Source organism: Ochrobactrum sp. WV_118_8 (genome assembly GCF_039631535.1).
GTDB classification, from domain to species: domain Bacteria; phylum Pseudomonadota; class Alphaproteobacteria; order Rhizobiales; family Rhizobiaceae; genus Brucella; species Brucella anthropi.
The window spans coordinates 108,286-124,505 of the sequence record NZ_JBDIUZ010000001.1 but is presented as its reverse complement, the minus strand read 5'-3'; the positions used below and the strand labels follow the sequence as shown (position 1 = coordinate 124,505).

The window sequence follows — 16,220 nt, the reverse complement described above, 5'->3', positions numbered from 1 at the left end:
GGATAAGGCGGATGGCTTTCGAGCTCTGGGTTATGTGCGGCATCATCCTGCTCTGCGTCATTCTCTCAGCATTCTTTTCCGGGTCCGAAACGGCGCTGACGGCGGCGTCTCGAGCCCGGATGCACACGCTCGAACATAATGGCGACGAGCGCGCAGGGTTGGTCCAGCGCCTCATCAGTCGCCGCGACCGGCTGATCGGTGCGCTTCTGATCGGCAACAACCTCGCCAATATTCTGGCGTCCTCCATTGCCACCAGCATCTTTTTGAACCTGTTCGGCGATGCGGGCGTTGCTTATGCCACGCTGGCAATGACGGTCATTCTGGTCATCTTCGCGGAAGTGCTGCCGAAATCCTGGGCGATTTCCGGTCCAGACCGGTTTTCGCTTGCCGTTGCACGCGGCGTGTCGCTGGTCGTCCTGATCCTCGGCCCGATTTCCAGTGCGGTGAACCGCATTGTGCGCGCGATCCTGAAGCTTTGCGGCATCAATCTTGCCGCCGGTCGGTCCATGTTGAGCCCGCAGGAGGAATTGCGCGGCGCGGTCGAGGTGCTGCATCGCGACAAGTCGCTCATCAAGGAAGATCGTGACCAGCTGGGCGGCCTGCTCGACCTCAAGGAGCTGGAAGTCAGCGACGTCATGGTGCACCGAACCTCGATGGGCACCGTCAATGCCGATGCTCCGGCGGATGAGATCGTGCGCGATATTCTGGCCAGCCCGCATACACGTATGCCGCTCTGGCGCGACGATATCGATAATATTGTCGGCATTATCCACACCAAGGACCTGCTGCGCGCGCTTTACGACGTCGACAATGATTTCAAGCGCATCGACATCATGAAGGTCGCGCGCAAGCCGTGGTTCGTGCCCGACACGACCACGTTGCAGGACCAGCTCGACGCGTTTCTCCGCCGGAAGGCGCATATTGCCATCGTCGTCGACGAGTATGGTGACGTGCAGGGGCTGGTGACGCTTGAAGATATTCTGGAAGAAATCGTCGGCGATATTGCCGACGAACACGACATCGAAATCCAGGGTGTCCGCCTGCAGCCGGATGGTTCGGTGATTGTCGACGGATCGCTGCCGATTCGCGATATTAACCGCGCGCTTGACTGGTCTTTGCCGGATGAGGAAGCGACAACGATTGCCGGTCTGGTCATTCATGAGACCCAGACCATTCCCGAAGTGAAACAGGCTTTCACCTTTTACGGGAAGCGCTTTTCCGTCCTGAAGAAGGAAAAGAATCGCCTGACACGGCTGCGCATCGTGCCACTTGATGCCGATGGAAAGCCTGCGCCCATAGTTGCCGCGCTGCCGCGCTGAAAGCTATCACGGGAGCAGTTTCCACCTAACACTTTGTTTCTGAATATTTTAATCCCAGATTAAAGCCAGTTTTCGGCCGGAAAATCTGGCCGGGCTGGCGTTGTTTTTTCCGATTTCTTGTGCGCGTTTCAGTATTAAATATAAGTAATAATAAAACGACATAATATTATAATATTATTCTAGTCTAATATATCTCGGATACAACTACTAGTAATAGAAAAAAATTCATTTGAAATTATTGAGAATATACGCTTCTATAACATTGTTTTTCGCAACAATAAGGCTGCTAATAATCCGGTAGCATTCATTATATATGACTTATGTTTGGATACGAAAACTACGGAGAAAATCGCCTACGGCCTACTTTATAATTAGAGAAATACAGTCCTGGTCTATTGGTACTTGCACTAGATACTATCCTGGAATTTCTTTTCTCCGCAAAGTTCGATCTATCTGGTCTATATTACAAAGGCGCCCGAAAGGGCGCCTTTGTAATATAGACCATGGTTTACGCCGGATCTGATCAGGGGAAGAGACGTTCCCGTCTGGGACGGCATGTCGAGGCCGGATGCCAAGTGATGGGTAGTCGTGAAGCTGCTCAGCGCCGTGTTGCTTCGCCAGGAGCGGAAGGCTCCAGTGCAAGTGCATGGACGCCGCTATCCAGTTCTTCCTTCAAAAGTTCGTTAATGGCGCGGTGGCGCTGAATGCGACTCATTCCGGCAAAAGCTTGGGCAACGATACGGATGCGAAAGTGTGTTTCGCCGGTGCCGTCATAGACTTCATGATGGCCGCGCTCTTCGTGATGATGTCCGGCGTGGAGATGGCTTTCATTAATGACTTCAAGCCGTTCGGGAGCGAAAGCCGTGGTCAGTTTCGCTTCCATCGCGCTTTGTTTGCTATTGTGAATGGACATTTGGACCACTTCTCCCCATATAGACGCTGTGCCTCATATAACGTTGCTTCGGCAGCAAAAGGTGGGGCAAATCCGCACAGGAAAGCAACCTGCTTCAAAATTTCGCCCAGTTGAAATGGCCAAAAGCCAGACCGGACGAAATGTCAATTCTTGTTCAGCAACTCATAATCCGCATAATTCGATTCGATGACAACGAACTCAAAATTTTTCGACAGTATCCGCATCAAGCCCAAGAAGACCGCGGAAGCGAAGGCTTCGGGGCCTTGCTGCCAGTGGGACGGGTGTGACAAGCCAGGCACGCATCGCGCGCCTGTCGGACGCATGCGCGAAGGTGAATATTTCCGCTTCTGTGTTGATCACGTGCGGGAATATAACAAGAATTTCAATTACTTCTCTGGTCTTTCGGATGGCGACATCGCGAAATTCCAGAAGGATGCGATCACGGGTCATCGACCGACATGGTCGACGACGGCGAACTCCACCGCCAAGCCGCGCACGTCGCCGGACATGGCGAAGGTACGTTCCGGTTCGGCTTCCTATCACAACCGCATCCGCGATCCCTTCAACCTTTTCAAGGAAGCCAAGGGACATGCGCCGGGCCAGAAAGCGCAGCGCAAGCCGCGTACGCTCGAGATAAAGGCGCTGGCGACACTCGGTCTTGAACCAAATTCGACTGGCGATAAGATCAAGGCGCGCTATAAAGAGCTGGTAAAACAGCACCATCCCGATGCGAATGGTGGTGATCGCGGATCGGAAGAAAGATTTCGCGATGTTATTCAGGCTTATCAATTGCTCAAGCAGGCAGGTTTTTGCTAAAGCCTGTTTGGGTCTGAAAGGCCGACTATGGGGCTGTCGCCGACAGCTCCGACGGACATTCTTCTGCCGCGCGATTGCGTGGACGCAAGCACGGATGCCCGCAACGAATTACGGAAGGGGCATACCGTCCGGCTCGCCGGAAAAACATGCCCACGGGTGAAAGTTGCCGGTCGGTAGCTTGCCGGTATTAATTCGCGGCCGGTCGCTGCCTGCCGCTCTGGAGGCATGATGAACAAGGTTGAGCGGGATATAGCCAATTTGCCGGATACAACGGTTTCGGTGCGCGAAGTGTTCGGGATCGATTCCGACATGACGGTGCCAGCCTATGCGGCAGGCGACTCCTATGTGCCGGAGCTTGATCCGGATTATCTTTTCGACCGTCAGACGACGCTCGCGATCCTTGCAGGCTTTGCCTATAACCGCCGCGTGATGGTTTCCGGTTATCACGGCACCGGTAAGTCGACCCATATTGAACAGGTCGCAGCCCGCCTCAACTGGCCTTGCGTGCGCGTCAACCTCGACAGCCATGTCAGCCGTATCGATCTCGTCGGCAAGGATGCCATCGTCGTGAAAGACGGCATGCAGGTCACCGAATTCAAGGACGGCATCCTGCCCTGGGCCTATCAGCACAATGTGGCTCTCGTTTTCGACGAATATGATGCGGGTCGTCCGGACGTGATGTTCGTGATCCAGCGCATTCTGGAAACTTCGGGCCGTCTGACCCTGCTCGACCAGAGCCGCGTTATCCATCCGCATCCGGCTTTCCGTCTGTTCGCCACTGCCAACACCGTCGGCCTCGGTGACACGACCGGCCTCTATCACGGCACCCAGCAGATCAACCAGGCGCAGATGGACCGCTGGTCCATCGTGACGACGCTGAACTATCTGCCGCACGACAATGAAGTGAATATCGTTCTCGCCAAGGCCAAGCATTACCAGAATGCCGAAGGCCGCGAGATTGTGAACAAGATGGTGCGCGTGGCCGACATGACCCGTCAGGCCTTCATCAATGGCGATCTCTCGACCGTCATGAGCCCGCGTACGGTCATCACATGGTCCGAAAACGCCGCGATCTTCAACGATGTCGGCTTTGCCTTCCGCCTGACCTTCCTCAACAAGTGCGACGAACTGGAACGCCCGATCGTGGCCGAGTTCTATCAGCGCGCTTTCGGCGTAGAGCTGCCCGAATCGGCAGCGAATATCGTTCTCGCTTGATGCGGAAGAAGCCTGCCGCCTGAGCATGTCCGGCGGCAGCGCACTGTCTGATGCGGGGGCGATGAGCTTCGCCCTTGCTTGAAAGCGAAGTCAGGATAGGCATATGTCGGGCCAGAAGTCAGGAATAGGCGATAATTCGCGCGAGCGTAAACCGGGACCGGTGGATTCCGAACCGTTCAAGCGCGCTCTAACGGCTTGTGTCCGTGCCATTTCCGGTGAGCATGAGCTGGAAGTGGCGTTCACCAACGACCGCCCGGCATTAAGCGCCAATCGCGCCCGTCTTCCCGATCTGCCGAAGCGCCCGACTGCGCACGATATCGCCGTCACCCGTGGCCTCGGCGATTCCATGGCGCTGCGTCAGGCACGTCATAATCCGCGCATTCACGCGGCCCTTGCTCCGGAAGGAAAGCAGGCGCGCGCGATTTACGACGCTGTCGAGCAGGCGCGTGTGGAAGCCATCGGCGCCCGCGCCATGGCAGGCATGGCGGATAATCTCACCACCATGCTTGCGGACAAATATTCGAAAGCCAATTTCTCTGCAGTTACCGCCAAGGAAGATGCGCCGCTTGAGGAAGCTGTATCGCTTCTGCTGCGTGAAAAGCTGACCGGACGGTCCGCCCCTGCCGAAGCCGGACAGGTGCTCGAGCTGTGGCGGGAGTGGATCGAGCAGAAGGCTGCGGCCGACATTGCGCGGCTTGGCGACAATCTCGAAGACCAGCAGGCCTTTGCGCGCACGGTGCGTGACATGCTCGCCTCCATGGATATGGCGGAGGAGCTGTCGCAGGAAGAACCGAGCGACGAAGAAGAGCAGAACGACGAGCAGACGCCGGATTCCGACGAGAACGAGGAAGGTGGCGACGAGAGCCAGGAAGGTTCCGATTCCGCTGAAAGCGAAGAATCCGACAGTTCGAGCGATGAAGGCGAGCAGGGCGAAATGGACGCCGCCGATGCTTCTGCCGACGACATGGATGACAGCGACGATATCGACGCGGAAACGCCGGGCGATACACGCCGTCCGAACCAGCCTTTCGCCAATTTTGCCGAACATGTCGACTACAAGGTCTTCACGCGAGAGTTCGATGAAGAGGTTGAAGCGGTTGATCTTTGCGACGAGGCGGAACTAGACCGCCTTCGCAGCTTCCTCGACAAGCAGCTTGCCAATCTGCAGGGTGTGGTGGGGCGACTGGCCAACCGCTTGCAGCGCCGCCTGATGGCGCAGCAGAATCGCTCCTGGGATTTCGATCTGGAAGAGGGCTATCTCGATTCGGCCCGTCTGGTACGCATCGTCATTGATCCGACGCAGCCGCTTTCCTACAAGCAGGAGCGCGATACGGATTTTCGCGATACGGTCGTGACGCTGGTTCTGGACAATTCCGGCTCCATGCGTGGTCGTCCGATCACGGTCGCCGCGACCTGTGCGGACATTCTGGCCCGCACGCTGGAGCGTTGCGGTGTGAAGGTGGAGATTCTCGGTTTCACCACCAAGGCGTGGAAGGGTGGCCAGTCACGCGAAGCGTGGCTTGGACGCGGCAAGCCTGCCAATCCGGGTCGCCTCAATGATCTGCGCCATATCGTCTACAAGAGCGCCGATGCGCCCTGGCGGCGGGCACGGCGCAATCTCGGCCTGATGATGCGCGAAGGCCTGCTCAAGGAAAATATCGACGGTGAGGCGCTGATCTGGGCGCATCAGCGGCTGCTGGCGCGTCCCGAGCAACGCAAGATCCTGATGATGATCTCGGACGGCGCCCCCGTCGACGATTCGACACTTTCCGTCAATCCGGGCAACTATCTCGAACGCCATCTGCGCGCCGTGATTGAAGAGATCGAAACACGCTCTCCGGTGGAGTTGATTGCAATCGGTATCGGCCATGATGTCACGCGCTATTATCAGCGTGCTGTCACCATAGTTGATGCGGAAGAACTGGCAGGCGCGATGACGGAGCAGCTCGCCTCGCTGTTCGAGGAGCAGGGTGCTGCAGCCTCGGGCGGGCGACAGCGCCGCGCTGGCGGACGATAAAATCAGGAATAGAAAAGGGCGCTTGAAGCGCCCTTTTTCATGCCTGCTGTTTGGTTGCAGCCAGAACGATTTCGCGTATGCACACGCCCTGGGGCTGTTCATAGGCATAGAGAATGGCGCGAGCCACATCGTCGGCTGAAAGCACGGGCGCGCCCATTTCTTTCTTCCATGTTTCGTAACCGGCCTTGATACCGGCGTCGCTGGTATGGCTCAGAAGTTCCGTTTCCACGGCGCCCGGCGCGATCGTCACGACACGGACATTATGTGGCGAAAGTTCTTCGCGCAGGTTTTCCGACATGCCGTGCACGGCGAACTTCGTGCCAACATAGGCGACATGATTGGCGAAGGTCTTGCGGCCAGCCACCGAGCTGATGTTGATGATTGTGCCGTGCTTGCGCGCAGCCATGCCAGCCGAGACAGCATGAATGCCGTTGAGAAGGCCTTTGACATTGACCTCCAGCATCCGGTCCCATTCATCCGGGTTCTGCTTGCTCACTTCACCCAGCAACATCACACCGGCATTATTGATGATAGCATCGGCAGGACCGAACTTGGCTTCGGCTTCCTGGACGGCTGCCACAAGCGCCTTCCGGTCAGTGACGTCGACGGATTTGCAGAGCGTGTCTGGCAGGTTGAGCTTTTCCATCGCGTCCAGTCGGCGCGCCAGAAGCAGCAATGGATGACCGCGATGGGCAAACATTTTTGCAGTGGCAAGGCCAATGCCTGAGCTTGCGCCGGTAATAATGACGAGTGGAAGCTTTTCCTTATTCAAGGACATCTAATCAATCCTTACCTAAATATAAATATAGTCAAACCGAAAGAGGAAAGCCGACGCTTGAATAATTTCAGGCGTCTTTTGCTTTCTATACGTAATATAGAAATCCGTTCCGATAAAGAAAGACCGCAGGAAAAACCTGCGGTCTGTCGGAGAGCGGTTCATACAGGGGATATTTATTGAGGAAAACCGGTTTTCGTTGCGTTCAACGGATCGTGAATCCTCGAGAATATCAGCCAGCGTTTGTCCGGTTTGGCGCGTAAAGCGTCGGGGCAAAGACGGCGAGGATTGCGCCATAGGGGATCAGCATCAGCGTTCCCATAATGACCTTCACGAAGAAGTCGCCGAAAGCAAGCGATGCCCAGAGCGGCACGCCAAGGCCGAGGAAGGATGCCGGTTCGGCAAGCGACGAATCGGGCATTCCGGTCAGCTTGTCGATCCAGGCGAAGCCGGCTGCGAAGGCAATCGAGAAGAACAGGATTGTATCGAGCACCGAACCGAACATGGCGGCAGCAAAGGGAGCCTTCCACCAGGTCTTGCGACGCAGGCGGTCGAAGACTGTGATGTCCATCAGCTGTGCGAGAAGGAAAGCGGAGCCGGAGGCAATCGCGATACGCGGCGTGGCGAGCCAGACCGACATGATGACGCCAAGCACGAAGCCGGCATAGACGACCTTGCGCGCGGCAGCGGGGCCGAAGCGGCGATTCGTCAGGTCATTGACCAGAAAGGCGATGGGGTAGGTGAAGGCGCCGTAGGTCAGCACTTCACCGAGGCCAAAATGCTGGAATGGATATTGGACAAGTATGTTCGACGCGGCAACTGCCACGCACATAGCCAGTATCGCAGGCATAAGCCGGGAATAAGAAGGTGTCTCGATTGACATTTTTTTATCCTGGGTGATGGAACCAGCAAAAAAGGCCGACAAAAGCCGGCCTTTTTTGTCGAAATTTTTGGCCGGAAGCTTAGGCAGCGACTGCTGCTTCAGCCTGCTTCTTTGCGATCTGACGCTTCAGCAGGCGAGCGCGCTGCGAAAGTTCCTTGTCGTCAGACTTGACGAGGAACGCATCGAGACCGCCGCGATGTTCAACCGAACGCAGAGCGTTGGCGGAAACGCGCAGGCGATAGCTCTGGCCGAGCGTTTCGGACATCAGCGTAACATTGCAGAGGTTCGGCAGAAAGCGGCGACGCGTCTTGTTGTTCGCGTGGCTGACATTGTTGCCGTACTGGACCGACTTGCCGGTCAATTCACAAGCGCGGGACATTTTGGTCTCACCTTCAATTACGTTCTTCAGGCCCCGACCCGAATGTCCGAATTCAAGCAATCAACGCAGTTTGATGCTGCTGGCGCGCGATCTCGGACAGGCGGCCTATTGGGAAAGTCGCGTTTCTATAGTGACAGCAGCCGTTGCAGTCAAGTGAGATTCCGTATCCATCGCGCAAAGACGCGGTTTTCCGGCTTTCGCACGGTCTTCACGAAAGCTTGCGATCATAACTTCGCCAGTTTTGCTTGGCTTACACAGATACTGTATCGAAGAATCCCACGCAACTTTTGGGCGTTTCAATGTGGTTGAAAACCATCAGGAGACGACCAGGCGAAAAACAAGTCGCAAGATAGGATAAAGCGAATTTGCTTTGAGTTTTTGTCTTTACGCATGTCTTTATGGAAAACGGTCTCTCTCTTCCACGACGTGCTTTAGCGAAAGGAATGCGCGCATGATCGAACCGTCGCATGAGTTGAAGCCCGTCTGGCAGCGGCTGGCGCATTATGGTGTGTTGACCTTTGCGGGCCTGATCTTTGCGGGATTAACGATTGCTAGCGGGCCGGCCAGGGCCAACGATCTTTATCGGACCGAATACGATATTTCCATTTTCGGACTTTCGATTGCGCGGTCTGCCATAGAAACCACGGTCAATGGCGCCAATTACAATCTCAATGGCCGTTTTCTGACTTCCGGTCTGGCGCGTGTGTTCGACGATACGGACGGCACCGTGCACGTTACCGGGAGCGCCGTTGGGGGCAAGGTCGTGCCGAAGAGCTTCGATCTCGCCTATAAGCATGGCCGCAAGAACAAGAGCACGACGATCCGCTTCGCCAATGGCAATGTCGTCGCGGCAGAAAACCAGCCTCCGGTGAAAAAGCGCGACCCGTGGGTGGAAACATCACCGCAGGACCTTCTCAATGTGAGCGATCCGCTGAGCGCGCTCATGATACCTGCAAAGAGCGGTCGGGCGGTCTGTGACCGGTCGCTGAGCGTTTTCGACGGTCAGACCCGCGCGGAGATCAAGCTTTCCTTCAATGGCACCGAATCGTTCACGACCGACGGCTTTACCGGCGAATCGGTCGTCTGCTCGGCAAAGTTCGTTCCGATTTCCGGATATCAGAAGGGCAAGAAGGCTATCGATTATCTGAGCAATCGCAGCCGGATCACGATTTCCTTCGCATCGCTCGGCAATTCGGGCATCTATGCGCCCGTCGTGGCGCGAATCGGCACGCAGATCGGCACGCTCAAGATCGAAGCCACCCGTTTTTCCAAGGTGAACTGACCGGCAGCCGGTCCCAGTTAATGCTTCGGGTGCACGCATTCCTCATGGTTGCCGAGGATTTCGATCACGCGGCACTGGTCGATGCGGCCATGTGCAGTGCATTCCAGCATGCGCTGCAGTTCGGTTTTAAGCGATAGCAGTTTTGCGATGCGGTGTTCGACATCGCTCAAGCGTGCGCGTGCAATGGCATCGGCCGCCGAACATGATTGGTCGGGATTATCCTGAAGATCAAGAAGCGTGCGGATCGCATCCACCTCGAAACCCAGATCGCGTGCGTGGCGAATGAAAAGCAGCCGCTGGACATCCTGCCGGTCATAGAGGCGGCGATTGCCATCAGTGCGCGGCGGTGAGGGTAGCAGGCCGATCTGCTCGTAATAACGAATCGTCGGCACTTTGACGCCGCTCGCTTTTGATGCTTCTCCGATCGATACATTCATGATCATTTTCCGCTTGCTCCTCTAGTCACTAGAGGATGTAGACCTTGCTCAACACAATTCAAGAGCAGTGCTGAAAAGAGCAGATCATGAGTGAAACATTGAACCAGATTCGCTTTCGCATCGACGGCATGGATTGCGCATCCTGCGCAGCCAAGATCGATACTGCCGTGCGGCGCGTGCGCGGTATCGAGGATGTGTCCGTCTCTGTCACGGCAGGCACGATGACCGTCAGCCATGATGGAACAGGCGATCTTGACAAGATCGCAAGCAAGGTGCGTAGCCTCGGCTATAGTGTGGAGCCGATGGCTCCCGAAAAAACCGTCAAGGAAAAAGCACTGGCGAAGCATGAGCATTCGCACGATCATTCTCACCACGACCACGACCACGACCACGACCACGACCACGGTGCGTGCGGCGGCCATCATGATCATCACGATCACGCCCATGAACACAATCATGAAGCCCACGACGAGGTTATTGCTGTAACCTCCAACAGTTTCCGCTTTCAGGTCGATGGCATGGATTGTGCATCCTGTGCGGCCAAGATCGATACTGCCGTACGGCGCCTGTCCGGCGTGACGGATGTGTCCGTTTCCGTGACCAATGGCGCAATGACCGTCAATCATGATGGAACGGCGAAGAGCGACGAAATCGCCGGCAAAGTGACGGCACTGGGCTACAAGACTGCCCTTGCCACAACCGTTGTGCCCGGGGCCGGTTCTGCACCAAAGGCGACCGCGCCGACAAAGCCGCTGCCGTGGTGGCGTTCGAAAAAGGGCCAGATGATGCTGGCCTGTGGCGGCGGGCTGGTCGCGGCCTATATTGTCGGACATCTTTATCCGTCCATCGCGCTTTGGGCCTTCACGGCTGCGATGCTGATCGGTCTCGTGCCGATTGCCAAGCGTGCCTATATGGCGGCCATCAACGGCACGCCATTCTCCATCGAGATGCTGATGACGATTGCCGCCATCGGCGCAATGTTTATCGGCGCAACCGAGGAAGCTGCAGCCGTCGTTTTTCTGTTTCTGGTCGGTGAGCTTCTGGAAGGCGTTGCTGCAGGTAAGGCGCGTGCCAGCATTCAATCCCTGACTGCGCTGGTGCCGAAGACTGCCTTCCTTGAGAGAAATGGTGCGACCACGGAAGTTGCCGCCGACAGTCTGGCGGTCGGCGATGTGATTTCCGTGCGCCCCGGCGACCGTATGCCTGCGGATGGTGAAATCCTGACGGGCGAGAGCGCTGTCGATGAAGCGCCGGTCACCGGTGAAAGCACCCCGGTCGGGAAGGCCGAAGGCGACACGGTTTTTGCTGGCACGATCAATGGTGATGGTGTGTTGCGGGTCCGGGTCACGGCTGCCGCGCAGGACAACACCATCGCCCGGGTTGTGCGGCTGGTCGAGGAAGCGCAGGAAGCCAAGGCGCCGACCGAACGTTTCATCAATCGTTTCTCGACCTATTACACGCCGGGCGTTGTGGTTGTGGCGGCGCTCGTCGCCATTCTGCCGCCGCTTGTTGCGGGTGGTGACTGGAATGAATGGGTTTACAAGGGTCTTGCGATCCTTCTGATCGGTTGCCCCTGTGCGCTGGTCATTTCCACGCCTGCTGCAATTGCAGCGGCTCTGTCGTCGGGTGCCCGGCGCGGCCTTCTCATGAAGGGCGGCGCTGTGCTGGAAACCATCGGCAAGATCACGGCGGCCTGTTTCGACAAGACCGGCACGCTGACCGAAGGCAAGCCGAAGGTGACAGATGTTCTTGCAGGCGACTTGTCCGAGGATGAAGTGCTGCGTCTTGCCGCGTCTCTGGATGCGGGCTCAAGCCATCCGCTGGCGCTGGCGATTGTCGGTGCTGCAGAACAGCGCAGCCTGAAACTGTCTGTCATCACGCAGGGCAAGGCCCATGGCGGCAAGGGTGTGTCTGGGGCGGTTGGCGAAATGGACCTGTTTCTGGGGTCGCGCCGCGCCGCCAATGATATTGCGGCCATTCCGGATGCACTGGCGAGCCGCATTGCCGCCTGCAACGACGAAGGCAAGACCGTTTCTGTCCTTGTCGCTAATGGCAAGATTGCCGGTGCAATCGCCATGCGTGATGAACCGCGCGCTGATGCCATTGCCGGTTTGCAGGAATTGAAAGCGGCCAATATTCGCACCGTCATGCTGACCGGTGACAATCGCCGCACGGCGGAAGCAATCGGACGCGATCTCGGGATCGAAGTGCGGGCTGAGCTTCTGCCGGAAGACAAGCAGCGTATTGTCGGCGAGTTGCGTAAAGAAGGTCTGATCGTCGCCAAGGTTGGTGACGGCATCAACGATGCGCCGGCCCTTGCTGCAGCCGATGTCGGCATCGCCATGGGCGGCGGTACGGATGTGGCGCTGGAAACGGCGGACGCTGCGGTTCTGCATGGCCGGGTTGGCGATGTGGCAGCGATGGTCGACCTTTCCAAGCGAACCATGCGCAATATCCATCAGAATATTGCCATAGCGCTCGGATTGAAGGCTGTCTTTCTGGTGACCACCGTGCTGGGTATTACAGGCCTCTGGCCCGCAATTCTGGCCGATACCGGTGCCACCGTTCTTGTGACAATCAATGCTTTGCGGCTTCTGAGGCAACCGGTGCGATAAAACAAAAGAACCGGCGAAACCGCCGGTTCGTGTCTCTTCCTTCGAGCCGTGTTACTCGCCGATCAGAACGCGGATGCGTTCGCTATATTGCTTGCCAAAAGCGAGGTGCTCGGGATTGATGTCCTTCAACTCATCAACCAACTGCGGCTCGCTTTCGGCATCAGCTGCTGCAAGGCTGCTCATCAGGGCGAAATAGCCGAGGATATAATCGGACGGCGTGATGTTCTGGGCCTTGAGCACTTCCACGACCTGCGGACGGGATTCGACGCTCTTCACCATCTTGTCGAAGGAAGGTGTGGCATCCTGTCCTTCTTCTTCGGTCGCTGAAAGTTCCATGCCACCCAGCTGTTCCTGCACTTTTTCCATGCGCGACAGGAAATCTTCGCTCAGCTTGAAATTGTTGATTTCGGCAGGCGTCTGCTTCGGTGCGACATCAAGCAGGTCGTCGGCAAACGCGACGCTTGTGGAAACGGGCACGGCGACAAGAGAAAGGCCAATGGGGAAAAGGCCGAGGAAAACGGCGCAGCCTGCAATCTTGAAACGGGAAAACACCGTCATTCTTCTATCCTCGAACTGTGGAACGATTCGCGCTCTCAAATAGCAATAGCAATAGCATATGTCAGAACATATCCTTGCGCTTTCGGATTTCGGCAAACACGGCTTCGTCGGGTGCATCCTGCAGGCCGAGGCGGCTGCGAATGCCTGCATCATGCCAGCGCAGGAAGGGATTGGTCGCCATTTCAAGCGCAATGCTTGATGGCAATGTCATGCGATCGGCGGCGCGAAGCCGCGCAATCTCGGCGGCACGCTCCTTGAGGGCGGAATTGGCGGGGTCGATGGTCAGCGCAAATCGGGCATTGCTTTCGGTATATTCATGACCGCAATAAACCGCCGTGTCGCCGGGAAGCGCAACCAGCTTCTGCAATGACTGGAACATGGTGAGCGGCGTTCCCTCGAAAAGCCGCCCGCAACCAAGCGCGAACAGCGTATCGCCCGTGAAGACGGCTTTCGCATCGGGAAGGTAATAGGACACTTCGCCCGCCGTATGGCCGGGCGTCGCGATGGTCTTGACGCGGAAGAGCCCGAAGGTGAATTCGTCGCCGTCCTTCACCGTGCGGTCGATGCCGGGAATCTTTGTTTCTTCGGCCTTGGGGCCGATGATGCTGACGCCGTATTTCGCCTTCAGCGCATCATTGCCCTCGACGTGATCGAGATGGTGATGCGTTGTGAAGATGAAATCGAGCGTCCAGCCGCGCCGTTTCAGCGCGGCCTCGATCGCCGCTGCATCGGGCGCATCGATGGATGCTGTCAGTGCACTTTGGGGATCGTGGATGAGGGCGCCGTAATTGTCGCTGCGGCAGATGAACTGTTCGATTTCAAGCCGTGCTGCGATCCCGTTCATGGTGTCCGTCCTCCCGTTATGATGCGGTCTTGTTGTCTTCCGTCAGTGAATGCTTCTGGATAAGCGGCATTTGTAAAAGCGTGAAGACAATGGTGATGGGCATAATGCCCCACACCTTGAACGATACCCAGGCATCGGTCGTGAAATTCCGCCAGACAACCTCGTTGACCACGGCGAGGAAGATGAAGAACAGCCCCCAGCGCAGCGTCAGTTTTCGCCAGCCTTCGGCATCGAGACGGAAGGCCGAATCAAACACATAGCCGAGCAGGGACTTGCCGAAGAAGAGCCCGCCGAGCAGGATCGCACCAAACAGCGTGTTGACGATGGTGGGCTTCATCTTGATGAAGGTGTCGTTGTGCAGCCAGAGCGTCAGCGCTCCGAACACCAGCACGACGATGCCGGAGACAAGCGGCATGATGGGCAGGGTGCGCGTCATTGTCCATGAAATGGCGAGCGCGATTACGGTCGCGCCCATGAATAGTGCCGTTGCCAGAAAGATCGGTGCGCCGATGGACGCCAGCACCGGAAAACGCTCGATCAGCATTTCGCCACGCGCATTGGCAAAGAAGAACACCAGAAGCGGTCCCAGTTCCAGCGCCAGCTTGAGCAGCGGCGGGACTTCCCGGCGTTCGGCTTCGCTTTTCTGTGACGGATCGCGTTCGAAAACGGGATGCTCCATCAGGCAACTCCTGCGATGGCGCGGGCAAAATCCTTGGCCGCAAAGGGTTCCAGATCGTCGACACCTTCGCCGACGCCAATGAAATAGATCGGCAGTTTATGCTTGGCCGAGATGGCGACAAGAATGCCGCCCCGTGCCGTGCCGTCAAGCTTGGTCATGACCAGACCGTTGACACCGGCAATACTCTTGAAAATTTCGACCTGATTAAGGGCATTCTGGCCGGTGGTGGCATCAAGTGTCTGCAGCACCGTATGCGGCGCTTCCGGATCATGCTTGCCCAGAACGCGCACGATCTTTGCAAGCTCGTCCATCAGTTCGGCCTTGTTCTGCAACCGCCCTGCCGTATCGATAATGAGAACGTCGCTGCCGGCTTCCTTGGCCTTTTCCCATGCATCATAGGCAAGCCCTGCCGCATCGGCGCCGAGCTTGGAGGACACGACCGGCGAACCGGTGCGCTCGCCCCAGATATGCAACTGCTCGATTGCTGCTGCGCGGAATGTGTCGCCTGCCGCCAGCATGACCTTGAGGCCGCCTGCGGTAAGCTTTGCGGCAAGCTTGCCGATGGTGGTGGTTTTGCCGGTGCCGTTGACGCCGACCACGAGGATGACATGCGGCTTGTGTGACAGGTCAAGCTCCAGCGGCTTTGCCACCGGGCCTAGAACCTTTTCGATTTCCGCGCCCATGATGGTGCGCACTTCCTCGCCCGTCACGTCCTTGCCGTAGCGACCCGAGGCAAGTGCATCGGTCACGCGCATGGCGGTTTCAAGCCCGAGATCAGCCTGGATCAGCACGTCTTCGAGATCCTGCAGCGTGTCGTCATCGAGCTTGCGCTTGGTGAAAATGCCGCCGATGGATTCGCTCAATGAATTCGATGAACGGAGCAGGCCGCGACGCAGACGCTCGAACCAGGACAGCTTTGGCTCAGGCGCTGCCTCAACCGGCGCTTCTTCCTTATGTTCCTCGACGGCCTTGGCGACTTTGACCTTCTTGGGCTTCACTGGTTCCGGCTGAGGTGCAGGTTCGACCGCTTCCTCTACCACAGGTGCATCAGGAGCTTTTGCGACTTCGGGCTGTTCGAGTTCGACAGCAGGTTCCGACTCGGGTTCGACAACGGGTTCAATAGCAGGCTCTGGCGCAGGTGCTTCGACCGCGATTGGTTCCATCACCGGAGGCTGTTCAATCGGGATTTCGATCTCGGCAACCGGATGCTCCGGTTCAGTCTTTTCTTCCTCAACCGTTTCAGACGCAGGCGCATCAATCGGCTCAGGCTCGCTGGCGATCACTGGCACTTCCGGTTCGGAAACGACCACTTCAACGACGGCTGTTTCGATTTCTTTGGGCGCTTCGACGGTTTCAGGAAGTTGTGTTTCTAAAGCCGTTTCCACGGCATCGGGAGCCGGTTGTTCGACTGGTTTTTCTTCGACCTCCTTCTTGCCGAAGGAGAACATTTTCTTGATGAAACCCATTGCCATGAAATCTGATGCCCTT

16 protein-coding genes are annotated in these 16,220 nt (G+C 57.1%); 7 read left to right on the top strand and 9 right to left on the bottom strand.

Features of this window, described 5'->3' with window-relative positions; genetic code table 11:
- Window positions 1-11: 11 nt before the first annotated feature.
- On the top strand, window positions 12-1,319 hold the full coding sequence (locus ABDF71_RS00630) for an HlyC/CorC family transporter (protein WP_010657614.1): 1,308 nt from the start codon (window positions 12-14) through the stop codon (window positions 1,317-1,319).
- Between the two features lie 598 nt (window positions 1,320-1,917).
- Here the strand turns inward: ABDF71_RS00630 and ABDF71_RS00625 are convergent.
- Window positions 1,918-2,232, bottom strand: a complete 315-nt coding sequence (locus ABDF71_RS00625) for a BolA family protein (RefSeq protein ID WP_010657613.1) — start codon at window positions 2,230-2,232, stop codon at window positions 1,918-1,920.
- On the opposite strand from ABDF71_RS00625, the gene ABDF71_RS00620 reads away from it, so the two are divergent.
- The 4 genes from ABDF71_RS00620 to cobT all read left to right on the top strand — a co-directional run bounded on the left by ABDF71_RS00620 (window position 2,225) and on the right by cobT (window position 6,280).
- Entirely contained in the window at window positions 2,225-2,422 is a 198-nt protein-coding gene (locus ABDF71_RS00620; RefSeq protein WP_080514313.1) for a hypothetical protein, read from the top strand. The two genes, ABDF71_RS00625 and ABDF71_RS00620, sit on opposite strands and share 8 nt — an antisense overlap.
- A complete protein-coding gene (locus ABDF71_RS00615; RefSeq protein ID WP_010657612.1) occupies window positions 2,419-3,048 on the top strand; it encodes a J domain-containing protein in 630 nt (209 codons plus the stop codon). Before ABDF71_RS00620 ends, ABDF71_RS00615 begins: the two co-directional genes overlap by 4 nt.
- 228 nt (window positions 3,049-3,276) lie before the next feature.
- Window positions 3,277-4,263 (top strand): cobaltochelatase subunit CobS, encoded by a 987-nt coding sequence (gene cobS, locus ABDF71_RS00610; RefSeq protein WP_010657611.1) that lies wholly within the window; start codon window positions 3,277-3,279, stop codon window positions 4,261-4,263.
- Window positions 4,264-4,366: 103 nt separating this feature from the next.
- Window positions 4,367-6,280, top strand: coding sequence for a cobaltochelatase subunit CobT (cobT, locus tag ABDF71_RS00605; RefSeq protein WP_151663716.1), 1,914 nt, complete (start codon window positions 4,367-4,369; stop codon window positions 6,278-6,280).
- Between the two features lie 37 nt (window positions 6,281-6,317).
- Here cobT and ABDF71_RS00600 read toward each other — a convergent pair whose 3' ends face one another.
- The 3 genes from ABDF71_RS00600 to rpmB form a co-directional block, all read right to left on the bottom strand.
- Window positions 6,318-7,058, bottom strand: coding sequence for an SDR family oxidoreductase (locus ABDF71_RS00600; RefSeq protein WP_151663717.1), 741 nt, complete (start codon window positions 7,056-7,058; stop codon window positions 6,318-6,320).
- A 229-nt stretch (window positions 7,059-7,287) separates the two neighbouring features.
- The gene (locus tag ABDF71_RS00595) at window positions 7,288-7,938 is read right to left on the bottom strand and encodes a queuosine precursor transporter (RefSeq protein WP_029929650.1); all 651 of its coding nucleotides are present in this window, start codon (window positions 7,936-7,938) and stop codon (window positions 7,288-7,290) included.
- A gap of 79 nt (window positions 7,939-8,017) precedes the next feature.
- On the bottom strand, window positions 8,018-8,317 hold the full coding sequence (rpmB, locus tag ABDF71_RS00590; RefSeq protein WP_010657607.1) for a 50S ribosomal protein L28: 300 nt from the start codon (window positions 8,315-8,317) through the stop codon (window positions 8,018-8,020).
- Between the two features lie 451 nt (window positions 8,318-8,768).
- On the opposite strand from rpmB, the gene ABDF71_RS00585 reads away from it, so the two are divergent.
- Window positions 8,769-9,599: a DUF3108 domain-containing protein gene (locus ABDF71_RS00585; RefSeq protein ID WP_029929652.1), complete on the top strand. Its 831-nt coding sequence runs from the start codon at window positions 8,769-8,771 to the stop codon at window positions 9,597-9,599.
- A gap of 17 nt (window positions 9,600-9,616) precedes the next feature.
- On the opposite strand, the gene ABDF71_RS00580 is transcribed toward ABDF71_RS00585, so the two are convergent.
- Window positions 9,617-10,042: a MerR family transcriptional regulator gene (locus ABDF71_RS00580; RefSeq protein WP_012091121.1), complete on the bottom strand. Its 426-nt coding sequence runs from the start codon at window positions 10,040-10,042 to the stop codon at window positions 9,617-9,619.
- 80 nt (window positions 10,043-10,122) lie between these two features.
- Between ABDF71_RS00580 and ABDF71_RS00575 the strand changes: the two genes are divergently transcribed.
- The gene (locus tag ABDF71_RS00575; RefSeq protein WP_500060795.1) at window positions 10,123-12,651 is read left to right on the top strand and encodes a heavy metal translocating P-type ATPase; all 2,529 of its coding nucleotides are present in this window, start codon (window positions 10,123-10,125) and stop codon (window positions 12,649-12,651) included.
- Between the two features lie 51 nt (window positions 12,652-12,702).
- Here ABDF71_RS00575 and ABDF71_RS00570 read toward each other — a convergent pair whose 3' ends face one another.
- From ABDF71_RS00570 to ftsY, 4 genes are all read right to left on the bottom strand, one after another.
- Window positions 12,703-13,209, bottom strand: coding sequence for a hypothetical protein (locus ABDF71_RS00570; RefSeq protein ID WP_061344549.1), 507 nt, complete (start codon window positions 13,207-13,209; stop codon window positions 12,703-12,705).
- 61 nt (window positions 13,210-13,270) lie between these two features.
- Window positions 13,271-14,053, bottom strand: coding sequence for a hydroxyacylglutathione hydrolase (gene gloB / locus ABDF71_RS00565; protein WP_151663719.1), 783 nt, complete (start codon window positions 14,051-14,053; stop codon window positions 13,271-13,273).
- A 16-nt stretch (window positions 14,054-14,069) separates the two neighbouring features.
- Window positions 14,070-14,732, bottom strand: coding sequence for a septation protein A (locus tag ABDF71_RS00560; protein ID WP_010657601.1), 663 nt, complete (start codon window positions 14,730-14,732; stop codon window positions 14,070-14,072).
- Complete coding sequence (gene ftsY / locus ABDF71_RS00555; protein WP_500060792.1) at window positions 14,732-16,204, bottom strand: signal recognition particle-docking protein FtsY; 1,473 nt, start codon at window positions 16,202-16,204, stop codon at window positions 14,732-14,734. Before ftsY ends, ABDF71_RS00560 begins: the two co-directional genes overlap by 1 nt.
- Between the last annotated feature and the right edge of the window lie 16 nt (window positions 16,205-16,220).

Excerpts from the sequence above, each read along its gene's own strand:
- ABDF71_RS00630 (WP_010657614.1), top strand. The coding sequence starts at position 12 with ATGGCTTTCGAGCTCTGGGTTATGTGCGGCATCATCCTGCTCTGCGTC.
- ABDF71_RS00620 (WP_080514313.1), top strand. The coding sequence starts at position 2,225 with ATGGACATTTGGACCACTTCTCCCCATATAGACGCTGTGCCTCATATA.
- ABDF71_RS00625 (WP_010657613.1), bottom strand. The coding sequence starts at position 2,232 with ATGTCCATTCACAATAGCAAACAAAGCGCGATGGAAGCGAAACTGACC.
- ABDF71_RS00615 (WP_010657612.1), top strand. The coding sequence starts at position 2,419 with ATGACAACGAACTCAAAATTTTTCGACAGTATCCGCATCAAGCCCAAG.
- cobS (WP_010657611.1), top strand. The coding sequence starts at position 3,277 with ATGAACAAGGTTGAGCGGGATATAGCCAATTTGCCGGATACAACGGTT.
- cobT (WP_151663716.1), top strand. The coding sequence starts at position 4,367 with ATGTCGGGCCAGAAGTCAGGAATAGGCGATAATTCGCGCGAGCGTAAA.
- ABDF71_RS00600 (WP_151663717.1), bottom strand. The coding sequence starts at position 7,058 with ATGTCCTTGAATAAGGAAAAGCTTCCACTCGTCATTATTACCGGCGCA.
- ABDF71_RS00595 (WP_029929650.1), bottom strand. The coding sequence starts at position 7,938 with ATGTCAATCGAGACACCTTCTTATTCCCGGCTTATGCCTGCGATACTG.
- rpmB (WP_010657607.1), bottom strand. The coding sequence starts at position 8,317 with ATGTCCCGCGCTTGTGAATTGACCGGCAAGTCGGTCCAGTACGGCAAC.
- ABDF71_RS00585 (WP_029929652.1), top strand. The coding sequence starts at position 8,769 with ATGATCGAACCGTCGCATGAGTTGAAGCCCGTCTGGCAGCGGCTGGCG.
- ABDF71_RS00580 (WP_012091121.1), bottom strand. The coding sequence starts at position 10,042 with ATGATCATGAATGTATCGATCGGAGAAGCATCAAAAGCGAGCGGCGTC.
- ABDF71_RS00575 (WP_500060795.1), top strand. The coding sequence starts at position 10,123 with ATGAGTGAAACATTGAACCAGATTCGCTTTCGCATCGACGGCATGGAT.
- ABDF71_RS00570 (WP_061344549.1), bottom strand. The coding sequence starts at position 13,209 with ATGACGGTGTTTTCCCGTTTCAAGATTGCAGGCTGCGCCGTTTTCCTC.
- gloB (WP_151663719.1), bottom strand. The coding sequence starts at position 14,053 with ATGAACGGGATCGCAGCACGGCTTGAAATCGAACAGTTCATCTGCCGC.
- ABDF71_RS00560 (WP_010657601.1), bottom strand. The coding sequence starts at position 14,732 with ATGGAGCATCCCGTTTTCGAACGCGATCCGTCACAGAAAAGCGAAGCC.
- ftsY (WP_500060792.1), bottom strand. The coding sequence starts at position 16,204 with ATGGCAATGGGTTTCATCAAGAAAATGTTCTCCTTCGGCAAGAAGGAG.